This is a genomic window from Delftia tsuruhatensis NBRC 16741 (assembly GCF_001571325.1).
Taxonomy (GTDB): domain Bacteria; phylum Pseudomonadota; class Gammaproteobacteria; order Burkholderiales; family Burkholderiaceae_C; genus Comamonas; species Comamonas tsuruhatensis.
On the sequence record NZ_BCTO01000007.1, the window covers coordinates 208,152 to 231,070 of the forward strand.

Sequence of the window (22,919 nt, forward strand, 5' to 3'; positions counted from 1 at the left end):
AAGGGGCTGAAGCACTACGCTTGCCGTGCAAGACCACCGGAGACGTCGATATGGCTGCCGGTCGTGTAGGAGGACAGGGGCGTGGCGAGATAGAAGATGGCGCGCGCGGCCTCGTCGGGCGAGCCCAGGCGGCCCAGCGGAATGGACTTCTTGCGGGCGAGGTCGGCGCTCCAGGCGTTCCAGTCCTGGCTGCGGTCCTCGCGCGCCTCGAAGCGGCGGCGCCACTGGCCGGACTCGATCAGGCCGACCAGGATGCCGTTGACGCGCACGCCCTTGGGCGCGAACTCGGTGGCCATGGAGCGCACCAGGTTCTTGAGGCCGGCGCGCGCGGCCGAGGTGGCCACCATGTGCGGCTCGGGCTGCGAGGCCAGCAGCGAATTGACGCAGACGATGGCCGGCTCAGCCGTGCGCTCGAGCTGCGGCAAAAAGGCGCGCGTGGGATGCAGCACCGAGAAGAACTTCAGGTGCAGCTCCTCGGTCCAGGCCGCATCGTCGGTGCTGGCAAACGTCGAGACCCGGCCCTGGCCCGCGTTGTTCACGAGGATGGAGGCCGGACCCAGCGCAGCCTCACTGTCACGCGCGAACTGCTGCACCTGGGCGGCGTCGAGCACGTCGCAGGCCTGGGCGAACAGGCGGGCCTCGGGATGGCGTCCGCGCAGTTGCTGCACGGCCTGCTCCAGGCGTTCGGCGCTGCGCCCGCACAGGGCGACACGCGCGCCCTGCGACAGCAGCAGATCGACCGTGGCCAGGCCAATGCCCGAAGAGCCGCCGGTGACGACGGCCGTGGTGTCCTTGAGTTGGGAATCAAACATGGCCGCCTCCTGCGCGCCGGGAATTGAGGGAAAGCAGCTGTGCCGTCTGCGTCTGCGTCTGCGTTTGCGCTTGCGGTCGGTAGTTCAGCAGCTCGGACAGCTCGGCCGCCGCGTCGCAGACGCCGGCGATCAGGGTCTCGGCACGGCCCTCCTCCACATGGGGCGCGGGAACCGTCGTACCCAGCGCCGCCACCACGCGGCCGCTGTGGTCGCGCACGGGGGCGGCGATGGTGCAGATGGAGCTTTCGTAGAAGCCTTCGCTGAACACATGGCCGCGCTCGCGGTCGGCCTCGACCAGGTTGAACAGGTCCAGCACCGTGCGCGGCGTCTTGGGCGTGTGCGCTTCCAGGTGCTCCTCGGGATAGAGCGCGCGCAGCTCGGGCAGGGACAGGTCGGCCAGCAGCACGCGGCCCAGGGCCGTGGCATGGGCGGGCAGGCGCGTGCCCACGCGCACCGAACTGGTCAGCGGCGTGGGCGGCGTGACCTTGGCCACATAGACGATGGAGCGGCCATCGCGCACCACGATGTTGCAGGGATAGCGGATCTCGCCGCACAGCCGCGCGATCACGGGCTGGCCCAGCTCGGTCAGGTCCATGGACGACAGGAACTCGAAGCCCAGGCGCAGCACGGACAGGCCCAGCCGGTAGTCATTGCTTCCCTCGGCACGCTGCAGAAAGCCCATGGCCTCCAGCGTGTTGAGCATGCGGAAAATCGTGGCGCGCGGCAGCTGCAGGCGGCGGGCCAGCTCGGGCGCGCCCAGCGTGGCATTGCCGCGCCCGAACTCCTGCAGCAGGCGCAGGCCGCGCTCCAGCGCGGGCACCATGTACTTGTCGGTGCCGTTGTCCGCGTTCTCGGCGCTCTCGGCATTCCCGGAAGAGGGGGTGTCGGTCATGGCGAAACCCCTTCAATTCATGACGAAGCCGCCGTTGACGGGCAGCACCTGCCCCGTCACGAAGCGCGCGCCATCGGACAGCGCATAGGCCACGGCGCCCGACACATCCTCGGGCCGCTGCTCGCGCTGCAGCGCGCGCTGGTCGATGTACAGGCGGTGGCGGTGCTCGGGCACGTACTCCGTGGCCTCCACCAGCACCAGGCCCGGCGCCACGGCGTTGATGGTGATGCCGTCGGCGCCCAGCTCGCGCGCCATGGAGCGCGTCATGGCCATCACCGCGCCCTTGCTGGCCACATAGGCCATCAGGTTCGGGGCGCCCCACATCGCGGTGTCGGACGCCAGGTTCACGATGGCGCCCCGGCCGCTGTCGCGCAGCGCGGCGCGGCAGGCGCGCGTCATCAGCCACACGCCGCGCACGTTCACGTTCATCACCTGGTCCCACTTGTCCAGATCGATGTCGTCCATGCCCTTGCCGCCCGAATCGGTCACGGCCGCGTTGTTCACCAGGCCGTCCAGCCCGCCCAGCGCCTGCACGGCCTGCTGCGCGCAGCGCTCTATCGACTCCGGATTGCCGGCATCCAGCCCGAAGCCATGGGCCTCGAAGCCCTGCGCACGCAGCCGGGCCACGGACTCGGCCAGCAGCTCCTCGCGCAGATCGGCCATGGCGACGCGCGCGCCCTGCTCGCAAAAGGCCTTGGCGAACGCAAAGCCCAGGCCGCGCGCCGAGCCTGTGACGAGGATGCGGCGGCCGGCAAGCTGGCCTGTGGAGGGCGTGGTGTTCATGGCGTACCTCAATCGAAGGGGGTTTGTGTCTGTTTCAAATTTGAAATGACACTTTTTTCTTGAAACAAGCGTGAGTTTAGGACTGATGGTTCGGGGTGGGATTGGGGAAAACACGGAGACGTGTGGGAAATGGATGACAGAGGTGTGTCTGGGTGTGTTTTGGATGGAGGCTTTTTATGGCTTGTGAGGGCATGCCCGCCCTGCGGGCGAGAGCCGGGTTTCGGCCCGGCGGCCGACCGCAGCGAGCCGGATGACGAAGCAGTCCTGTCCTTCGGCAGGACTGCAACCCCGCAACCATCACGCCGCAGGCGCGTTCATACGGGGAGTGGGTGCGGGCCGTCGCTTCGCTCGGCCTGGGGTTTGAGGCGGGGTTGTGGAATGCCTCTATGATTTCGGTGGCCCCCTGTTCCGGGGCTGGTGCTTGAAAACACCATCAACACACAGCGGCAGAGCCTCCCCGAAAGTGAGGCCTCGTCACGTCTGAACACTTGGACAGTGGGCATCGCACCCGCACGTCCACACGGTTTTGGATGGGATGGGGCTACCCGCAAGGCTGCCCGCACGTCTGTGTGCGTGTTTTCAACATCCCATCCACCCTTTCTGCGCTTGAAAACGCAGGTCGGGTGTTTCCGTCTCGCACAGGAGTACGAAAACATGAACGATCAGCGCACCGCTCTTCCCACGCGCGCCAGCTTCGAGCAACTGGCTCGCACCATCACCGACACCAATGGATGGGTACAGGAAGGCTGCAACGAAATACGGGCCCTGGCCCAACTTGCATTGGCCAGCCTCCATGCCCCAGAAGACTTGCGACGTCCGCAAGCCATGGCTCACGCACTGCGCGCCATCCGCGACGGCGCTGAGTCACTGGCCGACTATGTGCAAGGCGAAGCCAGAAGCGTAGGTTGCGACCCCACTCAAAGCCCATAGCCGCGAGGGCGGCCACATCCGGCCGAGCGCAGCGAAGGGGTCGCAGGCATTCGGGTTGCCGTCTTTGACCTGACCTTTCTTGGCGCATCAAGATGGGCCATCGGCTGCCAGGCCAGGAACCAGGCATCGAAACCAAGCAATCGCAGTAGCAGGAATTCCCCTCGCGTCCAGCGTCAAGGCTTTGGCCTCCGATGACACACGGGCTACACGGTCATCAGCAACGACACGCAGAAAAATAGTACTTTTTTAGATACACTTTTCCGATGGAAGAGCCCATTCTTTCCGTTGTCTTCTACCGGTCCGATGCCGGCAAGGAGCCCGTGCGTGACTGGCTTCTTGAACTTACGGTGGAAGACCGCAAAGCCATCGGCGCCGATATCAAGACTGTCCAATACAACTGGCCTCTGGGCATGCCCGTAGTACGCAAGATGGAGCCAGGACTGTGGGAGGTGCGGTGCAGCATTGGCGATGGCATCGCACGTGTCCTATTCACGGCCCAGAATGGAAAAATGGTTCTGCTGCATGGCTTCATCAAGAAGTCGGCCAAGACCCCCGCGCCGGATCTGACAACTGCCAGAAACCGGCTCAAGAAGCTGAGGAATACCCCATGAACAAACATCTAGGCAGCAATTTCGATGACTTCCTCGAAGAAGAAGGCCTGCTTGAGGAGGCCACAGCTATCGCAGTGAAGCGGGTGATTTCCTCGCAATTCGCACAGGCGATGAAAGCCCAGAAAGTCAGCAAGACCGAGATGGCGACACGCATGCGCACCAGCCGCATGGTGGTGAACCGCCTGCTGGACGAAAACGACACCGGCGTCACCCTGGCCACGTTGGCCCGCGCCAGCGTGGCGCTTGGCACGGCTTTGCACTTTGAACTGGACGATGCGACGGTTTTCCAGGCATCAGCGGCATAAAAGCACGACCGCTCAGCGCTGCGCCGACAGCCGCCGCAAAAACCCATCCACCACCCGCAACGCATACCGACTCGCCACCACCCTCACAAACTCCGCAAAGTCCACATGCGCACTGTCATCCGCCCGATCGGAAACAGTCCGCATGGCCGCAAACGGCACGCCATAGTCCAGGCAGGCCTGCGCCACGGCGGCGCCTTCCATCTCCACCGCCAGCACTTCATGCCCTGCAGCACGCAGGCCCTGCGCCAGCGCGGAAGAAGCGCCCGCCGTGCCCACGAACTGGTCACCGCTGGCAATCAGCCCCTGGTGCGCGCGCGGCGCCGTGGTGGCGTGGGCGGCGCGCAGGTCTTCGCCCGCCTCGGCCACGCAGGCCTGGGCGGCGGCCAGCAGCGCGGCGGTCATTTCAGGGTCGCAGGGCAGGCGCGTGCGTCCGTAGCCGGGCATTTCCCAGCGCGGGAAGATGGGCGAGGCGTCCAGGTCGTGCTGCAGGTATTCGTCGGCCACGACGACATCGCCCACGCGCACGCCTTCGCCCAGGCCGCCGGCGACGCCGGTGAAGGCGATGCGGCGCACGCCGAAGCGCTCGATCAGCGCCGTGGCCGTGGTGGCGGCCGCCACCTTGCCTATGCCCGACAGCGCGCAGACCACGTCGTGCCCGTGCAGGCGCCCGCGCCAGAACATGCGGCCGGCGTGGGCCGTGCCCTGGGCGTCGGACAGGGCATGGACCAGGCCTTCCTGTTCCTGCGGCAGGGCACTGAGGATGGCGATGGTCATGGTGGCTTCTCTTTCAACGGCACAGGGAAAAAGCAAAGGCGGCCCGGGGGCCGCCTGCGGGGCGAAAGCGCCCATTGTGCCGCGAGCCTGTGCCCGGCGCGGCTCAGATGGCGATGGCCGTGGCCTGGTTGAGCACGGCGCGCACCACGCTGTAGACGGTGAGGGCCGAGGTCTTGGGGTTGGCCGCCAGCGGCTTGCCGCGCATGGTCAATTCCATGGATCCGAAGGCGCCGCGCGCGGCCACATGGTGCACGTTCTCGTCCACGCCCGGGTCGGCGTACAGGCGCACCGTGGTGCGGTCCAGGCCCATGCCGGCCAGCGACAGGGTGGCGGCCACGTTGGCGTTCTTGGGGTAGAGCTGGGCGGCCTCGCGTGCGCTGCCTTCGAAGATGCAGAAGGCTTCCTTGAGGCTGGCGAGGTCGCAGCGCTGTTCTGCGGGCGTGCCGGTCCAGGCCAGGGGCGGCTTGCGGCCGGTGTAGACCACTTCATCCAGGCCGCCGATGCGCGCAGCGGCCAGCGCATCCACGCCGCCGATGGCACCCGACAGCAATTGCACCTGGGTGCCTCCGGCCTCGGCCGCCGCCTGCACGGCCTCGGCCATGCCCGGGGCGCTGAGTGCGCCGATGGAGGCCACGACGGCAGGAATGCCGCGCCGCAGGGCGGGCAGCACATGCTCCTCGATGGCGGCATGGCCCGCGCACTCCACGATGAGGTCGGGCCGGTCTTCGGCCGCCAGCGAAGGCACGGCACGCGCCTGGGGCGCATGCAGGGCCAGGGTGGCGCGCACGGCGTCGGTCACTTCCGGCACAAGCACCCAGCCCACCTGCACGGCGGCATGTCCCTTGAGCAGTTCGAGCACGCTGGCGCCAATCGCACCGCAGCCAATCACAGCAATCTTCATCGTCATATCTTTCTGGGAAGGAATGCGCTGGCGGCCGGTGTGCCCACCATCCGTTCAGCGCAGAAAACCGGGATGCTGGGTGCGCAGGTGGCCGGCCAGCTCATCGGCGGCGGCACGCACCTGCTCCACCCAGTCGGCCATGCGGCCGGGAGCGATTTCGGTGAAGGCCACGGCCATGCCCAGGCCCGCCACGATGCGCCCCTGCGCATCGCGCACGGGCGCGGCGATGCTGGAGACGCCGGGCTCGTAGAAGCCCTCGCCCATGGCGTAGCCGCGTTCATGGTCCTGCTGCAGCAACTGCAGCAACTGCTCCACGCTGCGCGGCGTGCTTTCCGAGAACTGGGGCAGTTCGCTGCCGCCGAACAGGGCGCGCAGCTGGTCCGCGTCCATGTCCTGCAGCAGTGCCCGGCCCAGCACGGTGGCATGGGCCGGCAGCCGCGAGCCCACGCGCACGGCGCCCTGGAAGGCGCCGGCCGGCGCGATGCGCGCCACGTAGACCACGGAGGTGCCGTCCAGCAGCGCCAGGTTGGTGGTGAAGCCCAGCCGGTCGCACAGCGACTGCAGCACGGGCTCGGCCAGCTGGGCCAGCGGCTGGGTGGACAGGTAGTCGTAGCCCAGGCGCAGCACGGCCAGGCCCAGCCGGTATTCGGTGCCCGAGCGTTGCAGATACCCCATGCCCTCCAGCGTCGTCAGCATCCGGAACACCGTGGACCGGGGCAGCGCCAGGGTGCGCGCCAGGTCGGGCGCGCTCCACACGGGCTGCGAAGGCGTGAAGCAGGCCAGCAGGCGCAGGCCGCGCTCCAGCGCGGGGACGGTGTAGCGGTCGTTGTCGTTCGAGAGGGTTTCGGAGGTATCGCTCATCGCAATTCGGGCAGGTAGGCCATCAGGTCAGCAGGGTGGCCAGCCTCTGTGCGACATCCGCAGGTTGTTCGACGACAGAGGCATGGCCGGCTGCCGCAAGCGTAACGTACCGCGCCCCCAGTCTTGCGGCCCAGGCCGCGCAGGCGGCCGGCGGCGTGACCACGTCGTGCTCTCCCACCCAGACCTCGACCGGCATGGCAAGGCGCCCCGCCGCCTGCCCCAGGTCGCTGCCGCACAGCAGTTCCACGGCCTGGGCGTAGCCTGCGGCATGCAGGCGCGCCGTGTTCCAGCGCACCCATTGGCGCACGGGCTCGGGCGCGGCGGGCGAGACCAGGCGCTGGTCGATGGCGGCGGCCAGGCCTTCGATGCCTTTTTCCTGCAGGGCCGCAAGACGGCCCTGGCGTACCTTGGCCTGCTGCTCGCCCATGCCGGGTGCGCCATAGCCGCCAGCGGGGCTGATCAGCACCAGTTGCTGCACGCGCCCGGCACCGGCCTGCACCGCCCAGGGCGTGCCCATGAGCGCACCCAGCGAGTGGCCCACCAGCAGGCAGCGGCGCACGCCCAGCGCCTGCAGCGACTGCTCCAGCACGCGGGCGTAGTCGGCGCCCGTGGGCGCGGCGGGTGTCAGCGGTGTGGAGCGGCCATAGCCGGGCGCGTCCCAGGCCAGCACACGCGTGCGCGGCGCCAGCGCCAGGGCCACGTCCATCCAGGACGCGGCGCCCGAGCTGATGCCGTGCAGCATCACCACGGCAAAGTCCGAGGTCGTGTCGCCGGCCTCGCGCCAGGCGACCTGGGCGCCACCGGGCAGGGCGATGAGATGTTCGGGGAACTGCGCCTGAAGGCGCTGCTCCATGCGTTGCAGCGTCTGCGCGGTCATGGCAGGCCCGCTACTCAACGTTTGATTTTTGCCAGGGGGTGTTCTGGCGGATAGGTGGGCGTGATGGGCTTCTTGGCACCCAGCATCACGCACATCAGCGCGTCTTCGTCGCCGATGTTGATTTCCTCGCGGTACACGCCGGGCGGCACGGAGACCACGTCGCGGTCGGTCAGGATGGTCTCGAAGCGCTGGCCGTCCTTCTCCAGCACGAGCTTGAGCTTGCCGCGGATCAGGAAGAAGACTTCCTCCACATCGGTATGCAGGTGCGATGGGCCTTCATTGCCGGCCGGGATGACCATGGTGGAGAAGGTGAAGTGCTCGGCCGGAATGGTGTTGCTGTCCGCAGCCACGCCCGTGCCGCCCGTGCCGATGTAGCGCATCTGGCCACGGCGGTACTTGGGATCGAAGTCGGCCTGGAACTTCAGCGCGTCGAAGTCGTACTTGCGCGTGGAAAACCGCGCCACGCGCGATTCCATCCATTGTTCGAAGCTGGAGCCTTCGGGCTGGTCCCAGGTGCGGGGCGTGTTCTGAGCGGATTCGGACATGTGTCTCTCCATCAACGTCGGTGGATCATGGCGGGGAAGGCGCCATTTGTTTTATCCATGAATCACAGTTCATGGGGTAAAACAATTATAGGAAGATTGATCGCACGCAACAAGGGCCACATGCGCAGCGGCATGTGGCCCCTTTTGCTGCCCCGTCTGTTAGGGAACAGCGATGCGGGTGCAACAGCGATGGCCGTGCCTCAGGCAGCCATGCTGCGCCGCCCAGGCCGAAAGCCCGCATGGCTGGCCGGCCAGACCACGGACAGGCAGGCCAGCGCCAACACCCCCAGCGCCCAGGGCAAGGCGCGGGCACCCAGCCAGCCCAGCAGCAGTCCGCCGGCCACGCCGCCGCTCGCCACGGCCAGGTTGAAGACCGTCACCAGCATGGACTGGGCCACGTCGGCGCCCTCGCCTGCCGCGTCGGCCAGCGCGGTCTGCAGCAGCGTGGGCGCGCCGCCAAAGCTCAGGCCCCAGGCCGCAACGCCGATCAGAACGGCCACGGCCGACTGCCCGGCCAGGCCCAGCACCAACGCAGACACGGCGAACAAGGCCAGGCTCAGCACGGTGAGTGCGCGCAGCCAGCGGTCCACCAGCAGGCCCGTGAGCCAGATGCCGGCAATAGCCGCAAGGCCGAACAGCAGCAGCACCCCATCCACCCTTTGCCCCAGACCCGCCGAAGCCAGGAAGGGCGCGATGAAGGTGTAGAGCATGTTGTGGGCCAGCATCCAGCCGAACAGCGCCAGCAGCACGGGGCGCACGCCGGGCATGAGCAGGATGCGCGCCACGGGCAGGCGCTGCTGCGCCGTCTGCCCGGCGTAATCCGGCACACCCAGCCGCACCCAGGCCAGCAGCAGCAGGCATAGCGCCGACAGCGCCCAGAACACGCCGCGCCAGTCGAACAGGCTGCCCAGCCAGGCGCCCAGCGGCACGCCGGCCGCCAGGGCCAATGGCTGGCCCACGCCCGCCACGGCCAGTGCGCGCCCCTGCAGATGCGGCGGCACCATGCGCCGCGCATAGCCGGCCACCAGCCCCCAGATCACGCCCGCAGCCATGCCTGCGGCAAAGCGCGCGGCCAGGGTCAGGCCGTAGTGGCCGGACAGCGCGGTGAGGCTGTTGAACAGCAGCAGCCCGCCCACCGCCGCCATGAACAGTGGCCGGCGCCTGAGGCCGCGCGTGGCGGCCACGACGGGAATGGCGGCCAGTACCGAACCCAGCGCGTACAACGTGACCATCTGGCCGGCCATGGCTTCGGACACAGCCAGTCCCGTGCCGATCTGCGGCAGCAGGCCGGCCGGCAGGGCCTCGGTCATGATGGCCAGAAAGCCTGCCATCGCCAGGGCCAGCAGCCTGCCCAGTGGCAGGCCTGTGTCGAAGGAGGTGTCCATGGGCGAATTCATTGCCTTGTCCTTGCTGCGCATCTCAGGCATGGGAGGCTGGATGGGATGCCAGGTGGGATGCCGCCATGTCCTTGTCGCCATGCCCGGCGGCCAGCGCGCGCTCGAAGCGGCGCAGCCCGGCCTGGGCGCCATCCAGCAGCAGGCCTGCGCCGGCGGCGGCATCGGCCACCAGCTGCGCGTCCTTGACGGCATTGGCCACGGTGAAGCTGGCGTCGTAGCGGCCTGACAGCATGGCAGCGGCCTTGGCCTGGAAGAAGCCGCTGTCCATGGGCCCGCCCGTGACGGCATCGACCACCAGGGCCGGTTCTATGTCCAGCCCCTTGGCCAGCGCCAGGCTTTCGGCCAGGCCATGCGTGAGTGCGAAGGCCCAGTGGTTGAGCGCCAGCTTGAGCCGGCTGGCGGCGCCTGCCTGCTGCGCAATCCACAGGCTGCGTTTGCCGATGGCATCGAACACCGGCTGCACCTGGCCGCGCTGCGCCAGCGGGCCTGCGGCCAGGATGACCAGCTGGCCCTGCTCGGCCGGCTGGCGCGTGCCCTGCACGGGGCAGTCGTAGAACACCAGGCCATGCCGATCGGCGAACTGCGCCAGCGGCGCGATGGCGTCCACACCCACCGTGCTCAGTTGCAGCCACAGTGTGCCCGGCTGCAATGCGGGCGCTGCGGCCTGCATGGCCTGCAGCACGGCCGGCCCGTCCTTGAGCACAGTGACGACGATGCGGGCGCCACGCACGGCGTCGGCCGCGTCGCCACAGGCCTGAACGCCGTCGGCCGCAAGGGCCTGGGCCTTGGCGGCCGTCCGGTTCCAGGCCCGGACGGTGAAGCCCTTGCGTTGCAGGTTGCGCGCGACGGGCGCACCGATCAGGCCCGTGCCGAGCACCGCAATGGTGGTTTGAAGGTTTGAATGCATGGGAACTCCAGGGTGATGAGAGAGTGAAACAGACAAGGAAAACTGAGATCCGGATTACTGGAACGATCATTCCAATTCAAGGAAAATAAAAACCCGCAACGGCACGACATGCGCGCGGCGGGTGGCGGGTGGCGGGTGGCCGGCTATTGCGCCTGCAGCGCCATGTCGACCACGTCGACCACATCCATCAGGCACTGGCGGCGCTGCGGCGCGCTGCTGCCCTTGCCCAGCACGCGCAGGCCCTGCACGGTGTTCAGGACGAAGCGCGCCAGGGCGCGCGGCTTTTTGCTGTCGGTGATGTCGCCTTCCTGCTGGCCGCGCAGGATGAGCTTTTCCAGCGCCTTTTGCAGGCGCTGGAAGTTGCCGGCCACCCTCTCGGCCACGGCCTCGTCATGGCCGGCCAGCTCCAGCGCGGCATTGGCGACCAGGCAGCCCCGGCGCCCGGCATCGCTCAATTCGTCCTGCACGATGCGCAGCAGCAGCTGCCGCACCAGGTCCCGGGCGCGTCCCGGGCCGGACAGCAGTTCCACGTTGGAGGTGGTCACGGCCTCATAGCGGCGCAGCGCATGCTGGAACAGCCCCTGCTTGTTCTCGAAGGTGCCGTACAGGCTGCTGCGCGACAGGCCCGTGCCGTCCACCAGGTCCTGCACCGAGGTGGCCGCGTAGCCGCGCTGCCAGAACACCTGCATGGCGGCGTCTGCAATGTCATCGGGGTCGAAGTCCTTGGTGCGCATGGTGGCTCATTGAATTGGAACGATCATTCCATTAAATGTAGGCAGCCGTTTGGCGGCTGTCAAGATTGCGCCAAAGGGCCTTCACTCGCAGGGAATTTCCAGCCCCACCTTCACGCGGTCCAGCGCCACGATGGTCTTGAACCATTTGACGTTGGGGTTCTCGGCGAACAGGCGCTGCGCCAGGGCCTCGTACTCCTGCATGGTGGCCACGGTGAGCACGAGCACGAAGTCCACCTCGCCCGTGACGTAGTAGCACTGCTGGACCTCGGGCACGGCGAAGTGCGATTTCATGGCGTTGAGCGCATCGATGCTGGTGCGCTCGGTCATGACCTCCACGATGATGGTGATGGGCCGGCCCACGCGCGTGGGGTCCACGGTGGCGGCCTGGCCGGTGATCACGCCTTCGGCCTGCATGCGCTTGAGCCGGCGCTGCACGGCGGCCGTGGACAGGTTGACCTGCTCGGCCAGCAGGCGCAGCGGCACCGTGCTGTCGCGCTGGACGATGGCCAGGATGGCGCGGTCGAAGCCGTCCAGGTCGGCCAGGTGTGCAGGGTGGGCGGTGTGCTTGGTCATGGGAAGCGAGGACTTTTGGAGGGTGAGAAATTTTCTCGCAAACACCCCCAATTCAGAGACCAAAAAACAGGTGCCGCGAAATAGTATTTCGTCGTTTTCCGCATCCAACGCATGCGGACCTGCCTGCCGAGAAATCCCATCCCATGGCCACCCTGCTCCACCTGTCTCCCGTGTTTCTTGTGATGTCCATGCTCATGGTCTTGCGCCGCCCGCCTGTGCAGGCGGCCATGGCCGGGGCGGCGCTGGTCGCCCTGCTGTGGCTGGTCGATGCCTGGATGGCGACGGGCACCGCCGCTTCCGGCGCCGCCCTGGCCGCAGCGCGCGACACGGGCGTGCTGTTCCTGAGCACGGCCTTCGTAATCGTGCCGGGCCTGGGTTTCGTGATCCTCATCGAACGCATGGGCGTCAACCAGGCGCTGAGCCAGTGGGTGCGCTCGCTGGGCCTGGGGCCGGCCGATCAGGTGGTGTTCATCGTGCTGGGCCTGGCGCCGCTGCTGGAGGCGATGACGGGCTTTGGCGTGTCGCTGATCGCCACCGTGCCGCTGCTGCTGAGCCTGTTCGAGCGGCGCGCCGCACTGCGCATGGCGCTGGCGGGCATGGCCATCATGCCCTGGGGCACGCTGGGCCTGGCCACGGTGATCGGAGCCTCGCTGGCCCATGTGGATGCGGCCGCGCTGGCCGCTGTGTCCTCGCTGACCAGCGCGCCGGTGTTCCTGGTGCTGGGCGCCCTGTCCCTGCACCTGGCCGGCGAGCGCGGTGCGCGGGCCTGGCTGCTGCTGGGCGGCTTTGGCCTGCTGTTCGTGGGCGTGCTGCATGGCATCAGCCGCTGGCTGGGTCCCGAGGTGGCGGGCGTGGGCGCGGGCTTTGCGGTGGCGCTGGGCATGCTGGTACGCGCACTGCTGCTGCGCGGCACGGCCCAGGCGGCACCCGGCTGGCCGCGACAGGCCTGGCCGTATCTGGCGCTCGCCCTTGCCATCGTGCTGCTCAAGCTTCTGGCCCTGGCCACGCAGTGGGACCAGCGCTGGATCGTGCAGGGCGCCCAGGTGGCCTGGAAGCCTCTGGCCTCCCCGGGCGTGGCGCTGACCCTGGTGCTGGCCCTGCTGCTGGCGCGCGGGGCTGGCCGTGGCGTTGCCCTGGCTGGTGCTCTGGCCGCCCGCGCCAAGCGCCCGCTGCTGACCATCTTCTTCTTCCTGGCGATGTCCCAGATGATGGTCAAGGCCGGTTTCCTGTCCGGCCTGGTGCAGATGCTGGCCGAACTGGCGCCTGCGGCCCTGGCGCCGATCGTGGCCGCCTTCGGTGCGCTGGCCGGCTACATGACGGGCTCCAACGTGGGCGGCAACGCGATCTTCATGCCCGCCATCGCCCTGCTGCCCGAGTCCTCGCGCCTGCTGCTGGCCGCCGTGCACAACAGCGCCGCCGGGCATGCGGCGCTGGGCTCTTTGTCCATCGTGATGCTGGTGCTGGGCCTGGCACGGACCACCGCGCAGGAAGAAGGCGAGCTGGTGCGCTTCGGCTTTGCGCTGGCCTGCGTCAATGCGGCGGCCGTGGCGCTGGCGGCGCTGGTCCTGGCGGGTCCGGGCGTGTTCTGAAGACGTGTTCCCTCCCAATGAAAAGAGGCGCCGCAGCGCCTCTTTGCAAACACGGCAAGCCGCCCGCGTTACTTGCTGTCGCGCAGCTCCCGGCGCAGGATCTTGCCGACCGGGGTCTTGGGCAGTTCGGTGCGGAACTCGATCACGCGCGGCCGCTTGTAGCCCGTGAGGTTGTCGTGGCAGAAGTCGCGCACGGCCTGTTCGGTGAGGCTGTCGTCCTTGCGCACGATGACCAGCTTGACGGCCTCGCCGGTCTTCTCGTCGGGCACGCCGACCACGGCGCATTCGAGCACGCCGGGGCAGTTGGAGACCACGTCTTCCACTTCATTGGGATAGACGTTGAAGCCGCTGACCAGGACCATGTCCTTCTTGCGGTCCACGATCTTGAAGTAGCCGCGCTCGTCCATGGTGCCGATGTCGCCGGTGCGAAAGTAGCCGTCGGCGGTGAAGACCTTGGCGGTTTCGTCGGGGCGCTGCCAGTAGGCGGCCATGACCTGCGGGCCCTTGATGGCGACCTCGCCGCGCTCGCCGATGGTGGTCACGTCGTTTCCTTCGTCATCGACGAGCTTCATCCAGGTGCTGGGCAGGGGCACGCCGATGGTGCCCGAGAACTCGGTGGAGGTGACGGGGTTGCAGCTGACCGAGGGACTGGTCTCCGACAGGCCGTAGCCCTCGCAGATGGGGCAGCCGGTCTTTTGCAGCCACAGCTGGGCCACGGCGCTTTGCACCGCCATGCCGCCGCCGACCGAGACCTTCAGGTGCGACCAGTCCACGGTGTTGAAGTCCGGGTGGTTGGCCAGGCCGTTGAACAGCGTGCTCACGGCCGGGAAGCTGTGAAAGCGCTGCGTGGACAGTTCCTTGAGCGTGGCCTTGAGGTCGCGCGGATTGGGAATCAGGATGGTTTTGCCGCCCGTGCGCATGGACAGCATCATGTTCACCGTGAAGGCGAAGATGTGGTACAGCGGCAGCGCGCAGATGCTGGTGGGCTGCTCGCCGGCCGGCACCTTGCCCATGGCGGGCTGGTTCCAGGCCTCGGACTGCAGCACGTTGGCGATGATGTTGCTGTGCAGCAGCACCGCGCCCTTGCTCACGCCCGTGGTGCCGCCCGTGTACTGCAGCAGGGCCATGTCGGAGGCCTGCAGCTGCGGCGCCTGGAAGGGCGAGCGCATGCCCTTGGCCAGCGCGTCGTTGAAGCGCACGGCCCCTGGCAGCGAGAACGGCGGCACCAGCTTCTTGACCTTGCGCACCACGTAATTGACGATGGCGCCCTTGAGCATGCCCAGCTGGTCGCCCATGGTGCACAGCACCATGTGCTGCACGGGCGTGGCGGCCTTGCAGGCCTGCAGCGTGTGGGCGAAGTTCTCGATGATGACGATGGCCTTGGCGCCCGAGTCCTTGAGCTGGTGCTCCAGTTCGCGCGCCGTGTACAGCGGGTTGACGTTGACCACGACGAAGCCGGCGCGCAGCACGGCGGCCACGGCCACGGGGTACTGGGGCACGTTGGGCATCATCAGCGCCACGCGGTCGCCGCGGGCCAGGCCCAGGCTCTGCAGATAGGCAGCGAAGGCGCGGCTTTGCGCATCGACCTGGGAGTAGGTCAGCTCCTTGCCCATGAAGGAATAGGCCACACGGTCCGCGTAGCGGCTGAAGGCCTCCTCCATCAGGGCCACCAGCGAAGGGTATTGGGAGGGATCGATGTCGGCGGGCACACCTGCCGGATAGGCACCCAGCCATGGGCGGTCACTCATGCTGCTTGTCTCCTGGTTGTCTCGACTAATCGTGCATTCTCATAAAAAGCACGGTCGTTCGATACTGTGATAACCCTAGTACTACCCCTAGGGTCCGCATTGCGTTGCTCCAGGTCAAAGCTCGCCGGGCCGCCCAGGCCCTCCGTCACGACCGCGGTTCAATCCCAGGCCGGAGCCAGCCCGTCTGGGCTGACCTGGCGGTCGCCGCGCTCCAACGCGGCGATGCGCTGCATGTCTTCGGCGCCCAGCACCAGCTGGCAGCTGTCCAGGTTGGCCTGCAGGTGGGCGCGCCGGGTGGACGAGGGGATGACGGCATAGCCCATGGCCATGGCCCAGGCCAGCGCCACCTGGGCGGGCGTGGCGCCGCGGGCGGCGGCGATGTCGGCCAGCACGGGATCGGCCAGCAGCTTGCCGTAGCCCAGCGTCATGTACGAGGTGGTGTGGTTACCCTGCTGGCGTGCGAAGTCGGTGACGGCGCGGTTTTGCAGATAGGGGCTGAGCTCGATCTGGTTGGTGGCGATGTTCGCGGCGCCCACGGCGGCGATGGACTGCTGCAGCAGCGCGATGTTGAAGTTGGACACGCCGATGTGGCGCGTCAGCCCCTGCTCCCTGGCGCGCATGAGGGCGCCCAGGCTGTCCTCCAGCGGCACGCTGCGCGAAGGCCAGTGGATCAGCGTCAGCTCCACATGGTCGGTGCGCAGGGCTTCAAGGCTGCGCTCCAGGCTGGGGATCAGCGCGTCGGCGGACAGGTTCTCGGTCCAGATCTTGGTGGTGAGGAAGAGCTGATCGCGCGGCACGGCGCTGGCGGCGATGGCGGCACCCACATCGGCCTCGTTGCCGTAGATCTGGGCGGTGTCGATCGCGCGGTAGCCCACCTCCAGGGCCTGGCCCACGGAGTGGCGCACCACCTCATCCTTGAGGCGGAAGGTGCCCAGGCCGAACGCGGGCACCACGGAAGCGAGAGAGGCAGTCGATGTCATGCAGGTCTTTCAAAAAAGCAAACAAGGCGCGGAACCACGCCCCGAAGACTGCAGTCTGGCGGGTTAACGCTTGCAGATAAAGCCTGGTATCGGCAGAAAATATTTGACGCTGCAGCAACAATTGCGCCAAGCTGGCGCCCCATGAAAACCACGCTGGACGAGTTGCAGGCCTTTCGCGCCGTGATCGACTGCGGCAGCATCACGGCGGCGGCCGAGCAGTTGGGACAGACCACCTCGGGCATCAGCCGCAGCCTGTCGCGCCTGGAGAAAAAGCTGGCCACCACCTTGGTGCGGCGCACCACGCGCAGCCTGGAGCTGACCGAGGAAGGCCAGCGCTTCCTGGCCCGCGCGCGCGAGGTGCTGCAGGCCCTGGACGCGGCCGAGGAGGAACTGGCCGCGCGGCGCCAGGCGCCGGCCGGGCTGCTGCGCGTCAACGCGGCCTCGCCCTTCATGCTGCATGCCATCGTGCCGCTGGTCGGCGAGTTCCGCGCGCTCTATCCGCTGATCACGCTGGAGCTGAACACCGATGACCTGCACATCGACCTGCTGGCCCAGCGCACCGACATCGCCATCCGCATCGGCGAGCTGCGCGACTCCACGCTGCATGCTCGGCTGCTGTGCCACAGCGTGCTGCGCGTGCTGGCCAGCCCCGCCTACCTGCAGGCCCATGGCCCCGTGGCGAGCGTGGCTGCGCTGGCGCGCCACCAGCGCATTGGCAACAGCCAGGTGCCCGGCCTGAACCACTGGCCGCTGCGCACGCCCGAGGGCGGTGACCGCTGGGATGCCGCGCCCCAGCTCACGGCATCCAGCGGCGAGACCATGCGCCAGCTGGCCCTGGCCGGCCAGGGCGTGGTCTGCCTGGCCGACTTCATGACCGTGCGAGACCGCGCCCAGGGCGAGCTGGTGCAGGTGCTGGCGCGCGAGACCGTGCAGCAGCGCCAGCCCATCCACGCCGTCTACTACCGCAACACGGCGCTGGCCGCGCGCATCACGGCCTTCCTGGACTTTCTCGCGCAGCGCATGGCGGCAGGTTGAGAGGGGGCGTCGCATTCCGACGCCGCCCCGGGAACGACTGGGAGGCAGCCGGCCGCATCGTCAAGGCGGCCGGCGCGCGCATCGAATAGTCCGCAAGGCCGTCACAGCAGCTTGGTGCCCAGCGGCACCTCGCGGTCGGGCACGCACAGCGCGACCTCGCCGTTCTCGTTGTGGAATCCCGTGACCAGGCATTCCGAGCGCATGGGACCGATCTGCTTGCTGGGAAAGTTCAGCACGGCCACCACCTGGCGGCCTATCAGTTCCTCGGGCCGGTACAGCGCCGTGATCTGGGCGCTGGACTTGCGCAGGCCCAGTTCGGGGCCGAAATCGACCTGCAGCACATAGGCCGGGCGGCGCGCCTCCTTGAACACCTGGGCGTCCACGATGCGGCCCACGCGCAGCTCCACCTTGAGGAAGTCGTCAAAGCCAATGGTCTCGTGCAATGCGGATGAAGTAGTCATGCGGCCATGATGCCGCGCCGCCGGTGCCGGCTTTGTCGAGCAACGCTTGCAGTGCCGGGGCACACTGTCCGCCATGAAAAAGGCCGGCATCGCGTCCGATGCCGGCCTGGTGCGAGGCCCTCGACAGGCCCCGCAGCGGTTCGCGCCAGGATTACTTGGCGGCGACCACGCGCACCATTTCCAGGCACTTGTTGGAGTAGCCCCACTCGTTGTCGTACCAGGACACGACCTTCACGAAGGTCTTGTCCAGGGCGATGCCGGCCTCGGCATCGAACACCGAGGTGCAGGACTCGCCGCGGAAGTCCGTGGCCACGACCTTGTCTTCGGTGTAGCCCAGCACGCCCTTGAGCGCACCTTGCGACTGGGCCTTCATTTCGGCGCAGATCTCTTCGTAGCTGGCTTCGCTGTTCAGCTCCACCGTCAGGTCCACCACCGACACGTCGGAGGTGGGCACGCGGAAGGACATGCCGGTCAGCTTCTTGTTGAGCTCGGGAATCACCACGCCCACGGCCTTGGCTGCGCCCGTGCTGGAGGGAATGATGTTTTCCAGGATGCCGCGGCCGCCGCGCCAGTCCTTGTTGCTGGGGCCGTCCACGGTCTTTTGCGTGGCGGTGGCAGCGTGCACGGTGGTCATCAGGCCGCGCTTGATGCCCCACTTGTCGTTGAGCACCTTGGCCACGGGAGCCAGGCAGTTGGTGGTGCAGGAGGCGTTGGAGATCACGTCCTGGCCGGCGTAGGTCTTGCAGTTCACGCCGAAGACGAACATCGGGGTGCTGTCCTTGGAAGGCGCGGACATGATGACCTTCTTGGCGCCGGCAGCCAGGTGCTTGCGTGCGGTCTCGTCGGTCAGGAACAGGCCGGTGGCCTCGATCACGATGTCGGCGCCGACTTCGTTCCACTTCAGGTTGGCGGGGTCGCGCTCCTGCGTCAGGCGGATGGTCTTGCCGTTGACGATCAGGTTGGAGCCCTCCACCGAGACCTCACCCTTGAAGCGGCCGTGCACGCTGTCGTACTTGAGCATGTAGGCCAGGTAGTCGGGCTCGAGCAGGTCGTTGATGCCCACGACTTCGATGTCGCTGAAGTTCTGCACGGCAGCGCGGAACACCATGCGGCCGATGCGGCCGAAGCCGTTGATACCGATCTTGATCGTCATATTTGCCTCTTGGATTGACGGATTGCGAAAAACGGAAAAACTGAAACGGTGAGGGCCAGGCCGGGCCTGGCGGGCGGCAAAAAGGGGCCACAGGCCCCTTCTCGCAGCTTTACTTGCCGGCGCGCTGCAGCGCAGCCTGCACGGTGTCGGCCACGTTCTCGGCCGTGAAGCCGAAGTGCTTGAACAGCACGGGCGCTGGGGCCGATTCGCCGTAGGTGTCGATGCCGACGACAGCGGCGCAGCCGTACTTCCACCAGAAGTCGGTCACGCCCATTTCCACGGCGATGCGCGGCAGGTTGGCCGGCAGCACCTGGCTCTTGTACTTGGCGTCCTGCTTGTCGAAGGTGGTGGTGCTGGGCATGGAGACCACGCGCACGGCGACCTTGCGCTCGGCCAGCAGCTTCTGGGCTGCCAGGGCCAGCTGCACTTCGGAGCCGGTGGCGATGATGACGGCCTGGGCCTTCTTGTTCAGGCCGACGGCCTTGGGCTCGGACAGCACGTAGGCGCCGCAGGCGATGTCGTCCAGCGCGTCTTCGGTCTTGGCTGCGTAGGCCAGGTTCTGGCGCGACAGCAGCAGGGCCGTGGGCTTGTTCTTCTGGCTCAGGGCCACGGTCCAGGCGACGGCGGTTTCCGTGGTGTCGGCAGGGCGCCAGACATCCAGGCCCGGGATCAGGCGCAGAGAGGCGGCGTGCTCGATGGACTGGTGGGTGGGGCCGTCTTCGCCCAGGCCGATGGAGTCGTGCGTGAAGACATGGACCACGCGCTGCTTCATCAGCGCGGCCATGCGGATGGCGTTGCGGCTGTAGTCGCTGAAGGTCAGGAAGGTGCCTGCGTAGGGGATGTAGCCGCCATGCAGGGCGATGCCGTTCATGATGGCGGCCATGCCGAACTCGCGCACACCGTAGTTGATGTGGCGGCCGATCTTGCCGTCTTCGGTCAGGACCACGGCACCCTTGTCGTCCACGCGCAGCGAAGGCGTGCTCTTGGTGTTGGTCAGGTTGGAGCCGGTCAGGTCGGCCGAGCCGCCCAGCAGTTCGGGCAGGGCTGCGGTCAGGCCCTCCAGGGCCAGCTGGCTGGCCTTGCGGCTGGCCACGGTGGCGCCTGCGTCGTGCGCGTCGGAGGCGATCTGCGCGGCGATCTCGCCGAAGTTGGCGGGCAGGTCACCGGCCATGCGGCGCTTGAATTCGGCAGCCAGTTCGGGGAAGGCCTTGGCATAGGCGGCGAACTTCTTGTTCCAGGCCGCTTCGGCCTTGGCGCCGGCGGCCTTGGCATCCCAGTCGCCGTAGACGCTGGCGGGGATGTCGAAGGGACCGTGCTCCCAGCCCAGGGCCGCGCGGGTCAGTGCGATTTCCTCGGCGCCCAGGGGCTCGCCGTGGGCCTTGGCCGTGTCCTGGCGGTTGGGCGAGCCCTTGCCGATGCTGGTCTTGCAGCAGATCAGCGTGGGCTTGTCGCTGCTCTTCTTGGCGGCGGCGATGGCGGCATCGATGGCCTGCACGTTGTGGCCGTCCACGTCGCGCACCACGTTCCAGCCATAGGCTTCGAAGCGGGCGGGCGTGTTGTCGATGAACCAGGGGGCGACCTTGCCGTCGATGGAGATGCCGTTGTCGTCGTACAGCGCCACCAGCTTGCCCAGCTTCCAGGCGCCGGCCAGGGCCGCGGCCTCGTGGCTGATGCCTTCCATCAGGCAGCCGTCACCCAGGAACACGTAGGTGTGGTGGTCGACGATGGCGTGGCCTGCGCGGTTGAACTCGGCGGCCAGCAGCTTTTCGGCCAGCGCGAAGCCCACGGCATTGGTGATGCCCTGGCCCAGCGGGCCGGTGGTGGTTTCCACGCCGGGGGTGATGCCCACTTCGGGGTGGCCGGCCGTCTTGCTGTGCAGCTGGCGGAAGTTCTTGAGTTCGTCGATCGGCAGCGCGTAGCCCGTGAGGTGCAGCAGCGCGTAGATCAGCATGGAGCCGTGGCCGTTGGACAGGATGAAGCGGTCACGGTCAGCCCATTGCGGGTTGACGGGGTTGTGCTTGAGGTGACGGCTCCACAGTGCCACGGCCATGTCGGCCATGCCCATGGGGGCGCCGGGGTGGCCGGAGTTGGCTTGTTGAACGGCATCCATTGCGAGTGCGCGGATCGCATTCGCCATTTGTTGAGTGTTGGCCATCAGGGCGCTCCGTGAAGGAGGGGGTAATCAGAGTAAGCCGGCTATTTTAAAGGACGCGGGTTTTCGGCTCCCGCGCGCGGGGCAATGGCCGCTGGCAATGGTCTACAGTTGCGCTCCATGACCGCCTCGCCCATCCAGCCGTTCCCCGCCGCCAAGGCGCTTTTCCTCACCGAGCAGCCACCGGCCATGCTGCTGGCCGCAGGCCGTGGCGAGCGCATGCGGCCGCTGACCGACACCTGCCCCAAGCCGCTGCTGCAGGTGCAGGGCCGGCCACTGCTGCAGCACCACCTGCAGGCCCTTGCGCAGGCCGGCGTGCGCCGCGCCGTGGTCAACACGGGCTGGCTGGGCGAGCAGATTCCCGCGCGCTTCGGGGCGCGCTTCGCGCCCGACACAGGTGGCGAGCCGCTGCATCTGGCCTATTCCCCCGAGCCCGAGCAGGCGCTGGAGACCGCAGGAGGCATTGCGCGCGCGTTGCCGCTTCTGGACACGGTGTTCTGGCTGGCGGCCGGCGATGTCTACGCGCCCGACTTCGATTTCCCGTTCGAGGCGGCCCGCGAATTTGCCGCCAGCGGACGGCTGGCCCATCTGTGGCTGGTGCCCAACCCCGAGCACCATCGGCGTGGCGACTTCGGCGTGGACGAACTGGGCCTGGCCTGCGACTGGCCCGAGGGCGATGCCCGCCCGCGCCAGACCTACGGCACCATTGCGCTGCTGCGCGCCGAGCTGTTTGCCGCGCCCTGGTGCGACATCCCGCCCGGCAACCCCGACGGTTGGCGCGTGCCGCTGGTGGCGCTGCTGCGCCGGGCGATGGCCGCCGGCCAGGTGAGCGCCAGCCTGTATGCCGGGCGCTGGACCGACGTGGGCACGCCCGAGCGGCTGCAGCGGCTCAACACGCCGGCCGCCTGAGACGTCGGACTGACACGCCGGCCTGGCACGTTGGCCTGGGGCGCCCGCTGGTGACTTCGGCGCCCGGGCAGGCGAAGGCGCTCCGTGTTAGCGTCGCCGGTTCGGCGCAGCGGCGCGCCAGAAAGCGTTTCGATGAGTGTGATCCAGTATGTGATTTTCCTGGCCCTGGTGGGCCTGGCCACGTTTTGCCAGAACCTGACGGGCTTTGCCTTCGGGCTGATCTTCGTGGGCGTGGCCGGTGCCACGCACCTGATGGGCATTGGCGATGCGGCCAACGTGGCCTGCCTGCTGTCCGTGGTCAACGGCGTGGCCTACCTGCGCGCCCACCGCCAGGTGCCGCAGTGGTCCCTGCTCAAGCCCATGCTGATCAGCAGCGTCATCGGCGTGATCGGCGGCGTGCTGCTGCTGCAGTGGCTCAGCGGCAATGCGCTGAGCGGGCTGCGCATGCTGCTGGGCCTGGCCATCGTGGCCTGCGCGCTGTTGCTGTTGCTGCAAAAGCAGGTCAACGCGCAGGTGTCGGGGCCGGTGTCGCTGTGGGTGGCCGGTGTGGCCTCGGGGCTGCTGGGCGGGCTGTTTGCCACGCCAGGCCCGCCCATGGTCTACCACCTGTACCGCCAGCCGCTGGACCGTCTGGTGGTGCGCCAGTGCCTGTTTGCCATGTTCCTCACCTGCGCGCTGCTGCGCCTGGTGATGGTGGCCTGGGAGGGCGAGATCACCGCCAGCGTGCTGCTGGCGGCGGCCCTGGCCTTTCCCGTGGTGACGGTGGTGACCTGGCTGCACATGCGCCATCCGCCCGCCCTGCCCAAGCGGCTGGTCGAATGGATGGTCTGCCTGCTGCTGGTGCTGTCGGGCACCAGCCTGCTGGTGTCGGGCTGGAACACCAGCCACCCCCAGCCCGTGGTGCCCGATGACGAGATGGCCATGGCCGTGCCCCAGCGGTCCCAGGCTGCGGCCCCCGCGCCGCGCTGACAACAAAAAAGCCCGCAGGCG

24 protein-coding genes are annotated in these 22,919 nt (G+C 67.9%); 7 read left to right on the forward strand and 17 right to left on the reverse strand.

Annotation, left to right across the window (positions count from 1 at the left end):
* Positions 1-14: 14 nt before the first annotated feature.
* Genes DTS01S_RS02285 through DTS01S_RS02295 form a run of 3 tightly spaced genes read right to left on the reverse strand, consistent with a single transcriptional unit; the run spans position 15 to position 2,487 of the window.
* Entirely contained in the window at positions 15-812 is a 798-nt protein-coding gene (locus DTS01S_RS02285; protein ID WP_047217882.1) for an SDR family oxidoreductase, read from the reverse strand.
* Entirely contained in the window at positions 805-1,704 is a 900-nt protein-coding gene (locus DTS01S_RS02290; protein ID WP_061287275.1) for an IclR family transcriptional regulator, read from the reverse strand. Before DTS01S_RS02290 ends, DTS01S_RS02285 begins: the two co-directional genes overlap by 8 nt.
* A gap of 12 nt (positions 1,705-1,716) precedes the next feature.
* Complete coding sequence (locus DTS01S_RS02295; protein WP_012202888.1) at positions 1,717-2,487, reverse strand: SDR family oxidoreductase; 771 nt, start codon at positions 2,485-2,487, stop codon at positions 1,717-1,719.
* A 654-nt stretch (positions 2,488-3,141) separates the two neighbouring features.
* On the opposite strand from DTS01S_RS02295, the gene DTS01S_RS29340 reads away from it, so the two are divergent.
* The 3 genes from DTS01S_RS29340 to DTS01S_RS02305 all read left to right on the forward strand — a co-directional run bounded on the left by DTS01S_RS29340 (position 3,142) and on the right by DTS01S_RS02305 (position 4,333).
* A complete protein-coding gene (locus DTS01S_RS29340) occupies positions 3,142-3,417 on the forward strand; it encodes a hypothetical protein (protein WP_074931722.1) in 276 nt (91 codons plus the stop codon).
* Positions 3,418-3,680: 263 nt separating this feature from the next.
* Positions 3,681-4,028: a type II toxin-antitoxin system RelE/ParE family toxin gene (locus DTS01S_RS02300; RefSeq protein ID WP_017406311.1), complete on the forward strand. Its 348-nt coding sequence runs from the start codon at positions 3,681-3,683 to the stop codon at positions 4,026-4,028.
* Positions 4,025-4,333: an XRE family transcriptional regulator gene (locus tag DTS01S_RS02305; RefSeq protein WP_016452050.1), complete on the forward strand. Its 309-nt coding sequence runs from the start codon at positions 4,025-4,027 to the stop codon at positions 4,331-4,333. Before DTS01S_RS02300 ends, DTS01S_RS02305 begins: the two co-directional genes overlap by 4 nt.
* Positions 4,334-4,345: 12 nt before the next feature.
* On the opposite strand, the gene DTS01S_RS02310 is transcribed toward DTS01S_RS02305, so the two are convergent.
* The 9 genes from DTS01S_RS02310 to DTS01S_RS02350 all read right to left on the reverse strand — a co-directional run bounded on the left by DTS01S_RS02310 (position 4,346) and on the right by DTS01S_RS02350 (position 11,902).
* A complete protein-coding gene (locus tag DTS01S_RS02310) occupies positions 4,346-5,107 on the reverse strand; it encodes a 5'-methylthioadenosine/adenosylhomocysteine nucleosidase (RefSeq protein WP_013804513.1) in 762 nt (253 codons plus the stop codon).
* Between the two features lie 103 nt (positions 5,108-5,210).
* Positions 5,211-6,008 (reverse strand): aspartate dehydrogenase, encoded by a 798-nt coding sequence (locus tag DTS01S_RS02315; RefSeq protein WP_034363548.1) that lies wholly within the window; start codon positions 6,006-6,008, stop codon positions 5,211-5,213.
* A 54-nt stretch (positions 6,009-6,062) separates the two neighbouring features.
* Positions 6,063-6,869: an IclR family transcriptional regulator gene (locus DTS01S_RS02320; RefSeq protein WP_016449819.1), complete on the reverse strand. Its 807-nt coding sequence runs from the start codon at positions 6,867-6,869 to the stop codon at positions 6,063-6,065.
* Positions 6,870-6,891: 22 nt separating this feature from the next.
* Positions 6,892-7,746, reverse strand: coding sequence for an alpha/beta fold hydrolase (locus tag DTS01S_RS02325; protein ID WP_061287277.1), 855 nt, complete (start codon positions 7,744-7,746; stop codon positions 6,892-6,894).
* Positions 7,747-7,760: 14 nt separating this feature from the next.
* On the reverse strand, positions 7,761-8,291 hold the full coding sequence (locus tag DTS01S_RS02330) for a cupin domain-containing protein (protein WP_016449821.1): 531 nt from the start codon (positions 8,289-8,291) through the stop codon (positions 7,761-7,763).
* Between the two features lie 200 nt (positions 8,292-8,491).
* Positions 8,492-9,688, reverse strand: a complete 1,197-nt coding sequence (locus tag DTS01S_RS02335; protein ID WP_034363546.1) for an MFS transporter — start codon at positions 9,686-9,688, stop codon at positions 8,492-8,494.
* A 22-nt stretch (positions 9,689-9,710) separates the two neighbouring features.
* Positions 9,711-10,595: an NAD(P)-dependent oxidoreductase gene (locus DTS01S_RS02340; RefSeq protein ID WP_016449823.1), complete on the reverse strand. Its 885-nt coding sequence runs from the start codon at positions 10,593-10,595 to the stop codon at positions 9,711-9,713.
* A 143-nt stretch (positions 10,596-10,738) separates the two neighbouring features.
* The gene (locus DTS01S_RS02345) at positions 10,739-11,329 is read right to left on the reverse strand and encodes a TetR/AcrR family transcriptional regulator (protein WP_013804518.1); all 591 of its coding nucleotides are present in this window, start codon (positions 11,327-11,329) and stop codon (positions 10,739-10,741) included.
* A gap of 81 nt (positions 11,330-11,410) precedes the next feature.
* On the reverse strand, positions 11,411-11,902 hold the full coding sequence (locus DTS01S_RS02350; protein ID WP_061287279.1) for an Lrp/AsnC family transcriptional regulator: 492 nt from the start codon (positions 11,900-11,902) through the stop codon (positions 11,411-11,413).
* A gap of 143 nt (positions 11,903-12,045) precedes the next feature.
* Here DTS01S_RS02350 and DTS01S_RS02355 point away from each other — a divergent pair, with 143 nt between their 5' ends.
* A complete protein-coding gene (locus DTS01S_RS02355) occupies positions 12,046-13,491 on the forward strand; it encodes an L-lactate permease (RefSeq protein ID WP_061287281.1) in 1,446 nt (481 codons plus the stop codon).
* A gap of 68 nt (positions 13,492-13,559) precedes the next feature.
* Here the strand turns inward: DTS01S_RS02355 and DTS01S_RS02360 are convergent, their stop codons facing one another.
* Positions 13,560-15,239 carry a long-chain-fatty-acid--CoA ligase gene (locus DTS01S_RS02360; RefSeq protein ID WP_016449826.1) on the reverse strand — a complete coding sequence of 560 codons (1,680 nt, stop codon included), beginning with the start codon at positions 15,237-15,239 and terminating at the stop codon, positions 13,560-13,562.
* 158 nt (positions 15,240-15,397) lie between these two features.
* Entirely contained in the window at positions 15,398-16,219 is an 822-nt protein-coding gene (gene dkgB / locus DTS01S_RS02365) for a 2,5-didehydrogluconate reductase DkgB (protein WP_061287283.1), read from the reverse strand.
* A gap of 141 nt (positions 16,220-16,360) precedes the next feature.
* Here dkgB and DTS01S_RS02370 point away from each other — a divergent pair, with 141 nt between their 5' ends.
* Entirely contained in the window at positions 16,361-17,254 is an 894-nt protein-coding gene (locus tag DTS01S_RS02370; protein WP_061287285.1) for a LysR family transcriptional regulator, read from the forward strand.
* 101 nt (positions 17,255-17,355) lie between these two features.
* Here the strand turns inward: DTS01S_RS02370 and DTS01S_RS02375 are convergent, their stop codons facing one another.
* The 3 genes from DTS01S_RS02375 to tkt all read right to left on the reverse strand — a co-directional run bounded on the left by DTS01S_RS02375 (position 17,356) and on the right by tkt (position 21,023).
* Positions 17,356-17,715 carry a tRNA-binding protein gene (locus DTS01S_RS02375; RefSeq protein WP_026062619.1) on the reverse strand — a complete coding sequence of 120 codons (360 nt, stop codon included), beginning with the start codon at positions 17,713-17,715 and terminating at the stop codon, positions 17,356-17,358.
* Between the two features lie 151 nt (positions 17,716-17,866).
* A complete protein-coding gene (gene gap, locus DTS01S_RS02380; protein WP_012202871.1) occupies positions 17,867-18,868 on the reverse strand; it encodes a type I glyceraldehyde-3-phosphate dehydrogenase in 1,002 nt (333 codons plus the stop codon).
* Between the two features lie 109 nt (positions 18,869-18,977).
* Positions 18,978-21,023 carry a transketolase gene (gene tkt / locus DTS01S_RS02385; RefSeq protein ID WP_016449833.1) on the reverse strand — a complete coding sequence of 682 codons (2,046 nt, stop codon included), beginning with the start codon at positions 21,021-21,023 and terminating at the stop codon, positions 18,978-18,980.
* 117 nt (positions 21,024-21,140) lie between these two features.
* On the opposite strand from tkt, the gene DTS01S_RS02390 reads away from it, so the two are divergent.
* Both DTS01S_RS02390 and DTS01S_RS02395 read left to right on the forward strand, forming a co-directional pair.
* Positions 21,141-21,929 (forward strand): nucleotidyltransferase family protein, encoded by a 789-nt coding sequence (locus DTS01S_RS02390; RefSeq protein ID WP_061287286.1) that lies wholly within the window; start codon positions 21,141-21,143, stop codon positions 21,927-21,929.
* A 132-nt stretch (positions 21,930-22,061) separates the two neighbouring features.
* The gene (locus tag DTS01S_RS02395; protein WP_061287288.1) at positions 22,062-22,898 is read left to right on the forward strand and encodes a sulfite exporter TauE/SafE family protein; all 837 of its coding nucleotides are present in this window, start codon (positions 22,062-22,064) and stop codon (positions 22,896-22,898) included.
* Positions 22,899-22,919 lie beyond the last annotated feature (21 nt).

What these genes read in the sequence shown, in the direction of transcription:
- DTS01S_RS02290 (WP_061287275.1), bottom strand. Translation starts at nt 1,704, where the DNA reads ATGACCGACACCCCCTCTTCCGGGAATGCCGAGAGCGCCGAGAACGCG.
- DTS01S_RS02310 (WP_013804513.1), bottom strand. Translation starts at nt 5,107, where the DNA reads ATGACCATCGCCATCCTCAGTGCCCTGCCGCAGGAACAGGAAGGCCTG.
- DTS01S_RS02360 (WP_016449826.1), bottom strand. Translation starts at nt 15,239, where the DNA reads ATGAGTGACCGCCCATGGCTGGGTGCCTATCCGGCAGGTGTGCCCGCC.
- DTS01S_RS02315 (WP_034363548.1), bottom strand. Translation starts at nt 6,008, where the DNA reads ATGAAGATTGCTGTGATTGGCTGCGGTGCGATTGGCGCCAGCGTGCTC.
- DTS01S_RS02320 (WP_016449819.1), bottom strand. Translation starts at nt 6,869, where the DNA reads ATGAGCGATACCTCCGAAACCCTCTCGAACGACAACGACCGCTACACC.
- dkgB (WP_061287283.1), bottom strand. Translation starts at nt 16,219, where the DNA reads ATGACATCGACTGCCTCTCTCGCTTCCGTGGTGCCCGCGTTCGGCCTG.
- DTS01S_RS02345 (WP_013804518.1), bottom strand. Translation starts at nt 11,329, where the DNA reads ATGCGCACCAAGGACTTCGACCCCGATGACATTGCAGACGCCGCCATG.
- DTS01S_RS29340 (WP_074931722.1), top strand. Translation starts at nt 3,142, where the DNA reads ATGAACGATCAGCGCACCGCTCTTCCCACGCGCGCCAGCTTCGAGCAA.
- tkt (WP_016449833.1), bottom strand. Translation starts at nt 21,023, where the DNA reads ATGGCCAACACTCAACAAATGGCGAATGCGATCCGCGCACTCGCAATG.
- DTS01S_RS02340 (WP_016449823.1), bottom strand. Translation starts at nt 10,595, where the DNA reads ATGCATTCAAACCTTCAAACCACCATTGCGGTGCTCGGCACGGGCCTG.
- gap (WP_012202871.1), bottom strand. Translation starts at nt 18,868, where the DNA reads ATGACGATCAAGATCGGTATCAACGGCTTCGGCCGCATCGGCCGCATG.
- DTS01S_RS02295 (WP_012202888.1), bottom strand. Translation starts at nt 2,487, where the DNA reads ATGAACACCACGCCCTCCACAGGCCAGCTTGCCGGCCGCCGCATCCTC.
- DTS01S_RS02375 (WP_026062619.1), bottom strand. Translation starts at nt 17,715, where the DNA reads ATGACTACTTCATCCGCATTGCACGAGACCATTGGCTTTGACGACTTC.
- DTS01S_RS02300 (WP_017406311.1), top strand. Translation starts at nt 3,681, where the DNA reads ATGGAAGAGCCCATTCTTTCCGTTGTCTTCTACCGGTCCGATGCCGGC.
- DTS01S_RS02390 (WP_061287286.1), top strand. Translation starts at nt 21,141, where the DNA reads ATGACCGCCTCGCCCATCCAGCCGTTCCCCGCCGCCAAGGCGCTTTTC.
- DTS01S_RS02330 (WP_016449821.1), bottom strand. Translation starts at nt 8,291, where the DNA reads ATGTCCGAATCCGCTCAGAACACGCCCCGCACCTGGGACCAGCCCGAA.
- DTS01S_RS02355 (WP_061287281.1), top strand. Translation starts at nt 12,046, where the DNA reads ATGGCCACCCTGCTCCACCTGTCTCCCGTGTTTCTTGTGATGTCCATG.
- DTS01S_RS02335 (WP_034363546.1), bottom strand. Translation starts at nt 9,688, where the DNA reads ATGAATTCGCCCATGGACACCTCCTTCGACACAGGCCTGCCACTGGGC.
- DTS01S_RS02305 (WP_016452050.1), top strand. Translation starts at nt 4,025, where the DNA reads ATGAACAAACATCTAGGCAGCAATTTCGATGACTTCCTCGAAGAAGAA.
- DTS01S_RS02285 (WP_047217882.1), bottom strand. Translation starts at nt 812, where the DNA reads ATGTTTGATTCCCAACTCAAGGACACCACGGCCGTCGTCACCGGCGGC.
- DTS01S_RS02395 (WP_061287288.1), top strand. Translation starts at nt 22,062, where the DNA reads ATGAGTGTGATCCAGTATGTGATTTTCCTGGCCCTGGTGGGCCTGGCC.
- DTS01S_RS02370 (WP_061287285.1), top strand. Translation starts at nt 16,361, where the DNA reads ATGAAAACCACGCTGGACGAGTTGCAGGCCTTTCGCGCCGTGATCGAC.
- DTS01S_RS02350 (WP_061287279.1), bottom strand. Translation starts at nt 11,902, where the DNA reads ATGACCAAGCACACCGCCCACCCTGCACACCTGGCCGACCTGGACGGC.
- DTS01S_RS02325 (WP_061287277.1), bottom strand. Translation starts at nt 7,746, where the DNA reads ATGACCGCGCAGACGCTGCAACGCATGGAGCAGCGCCTTCAGGCGCAG.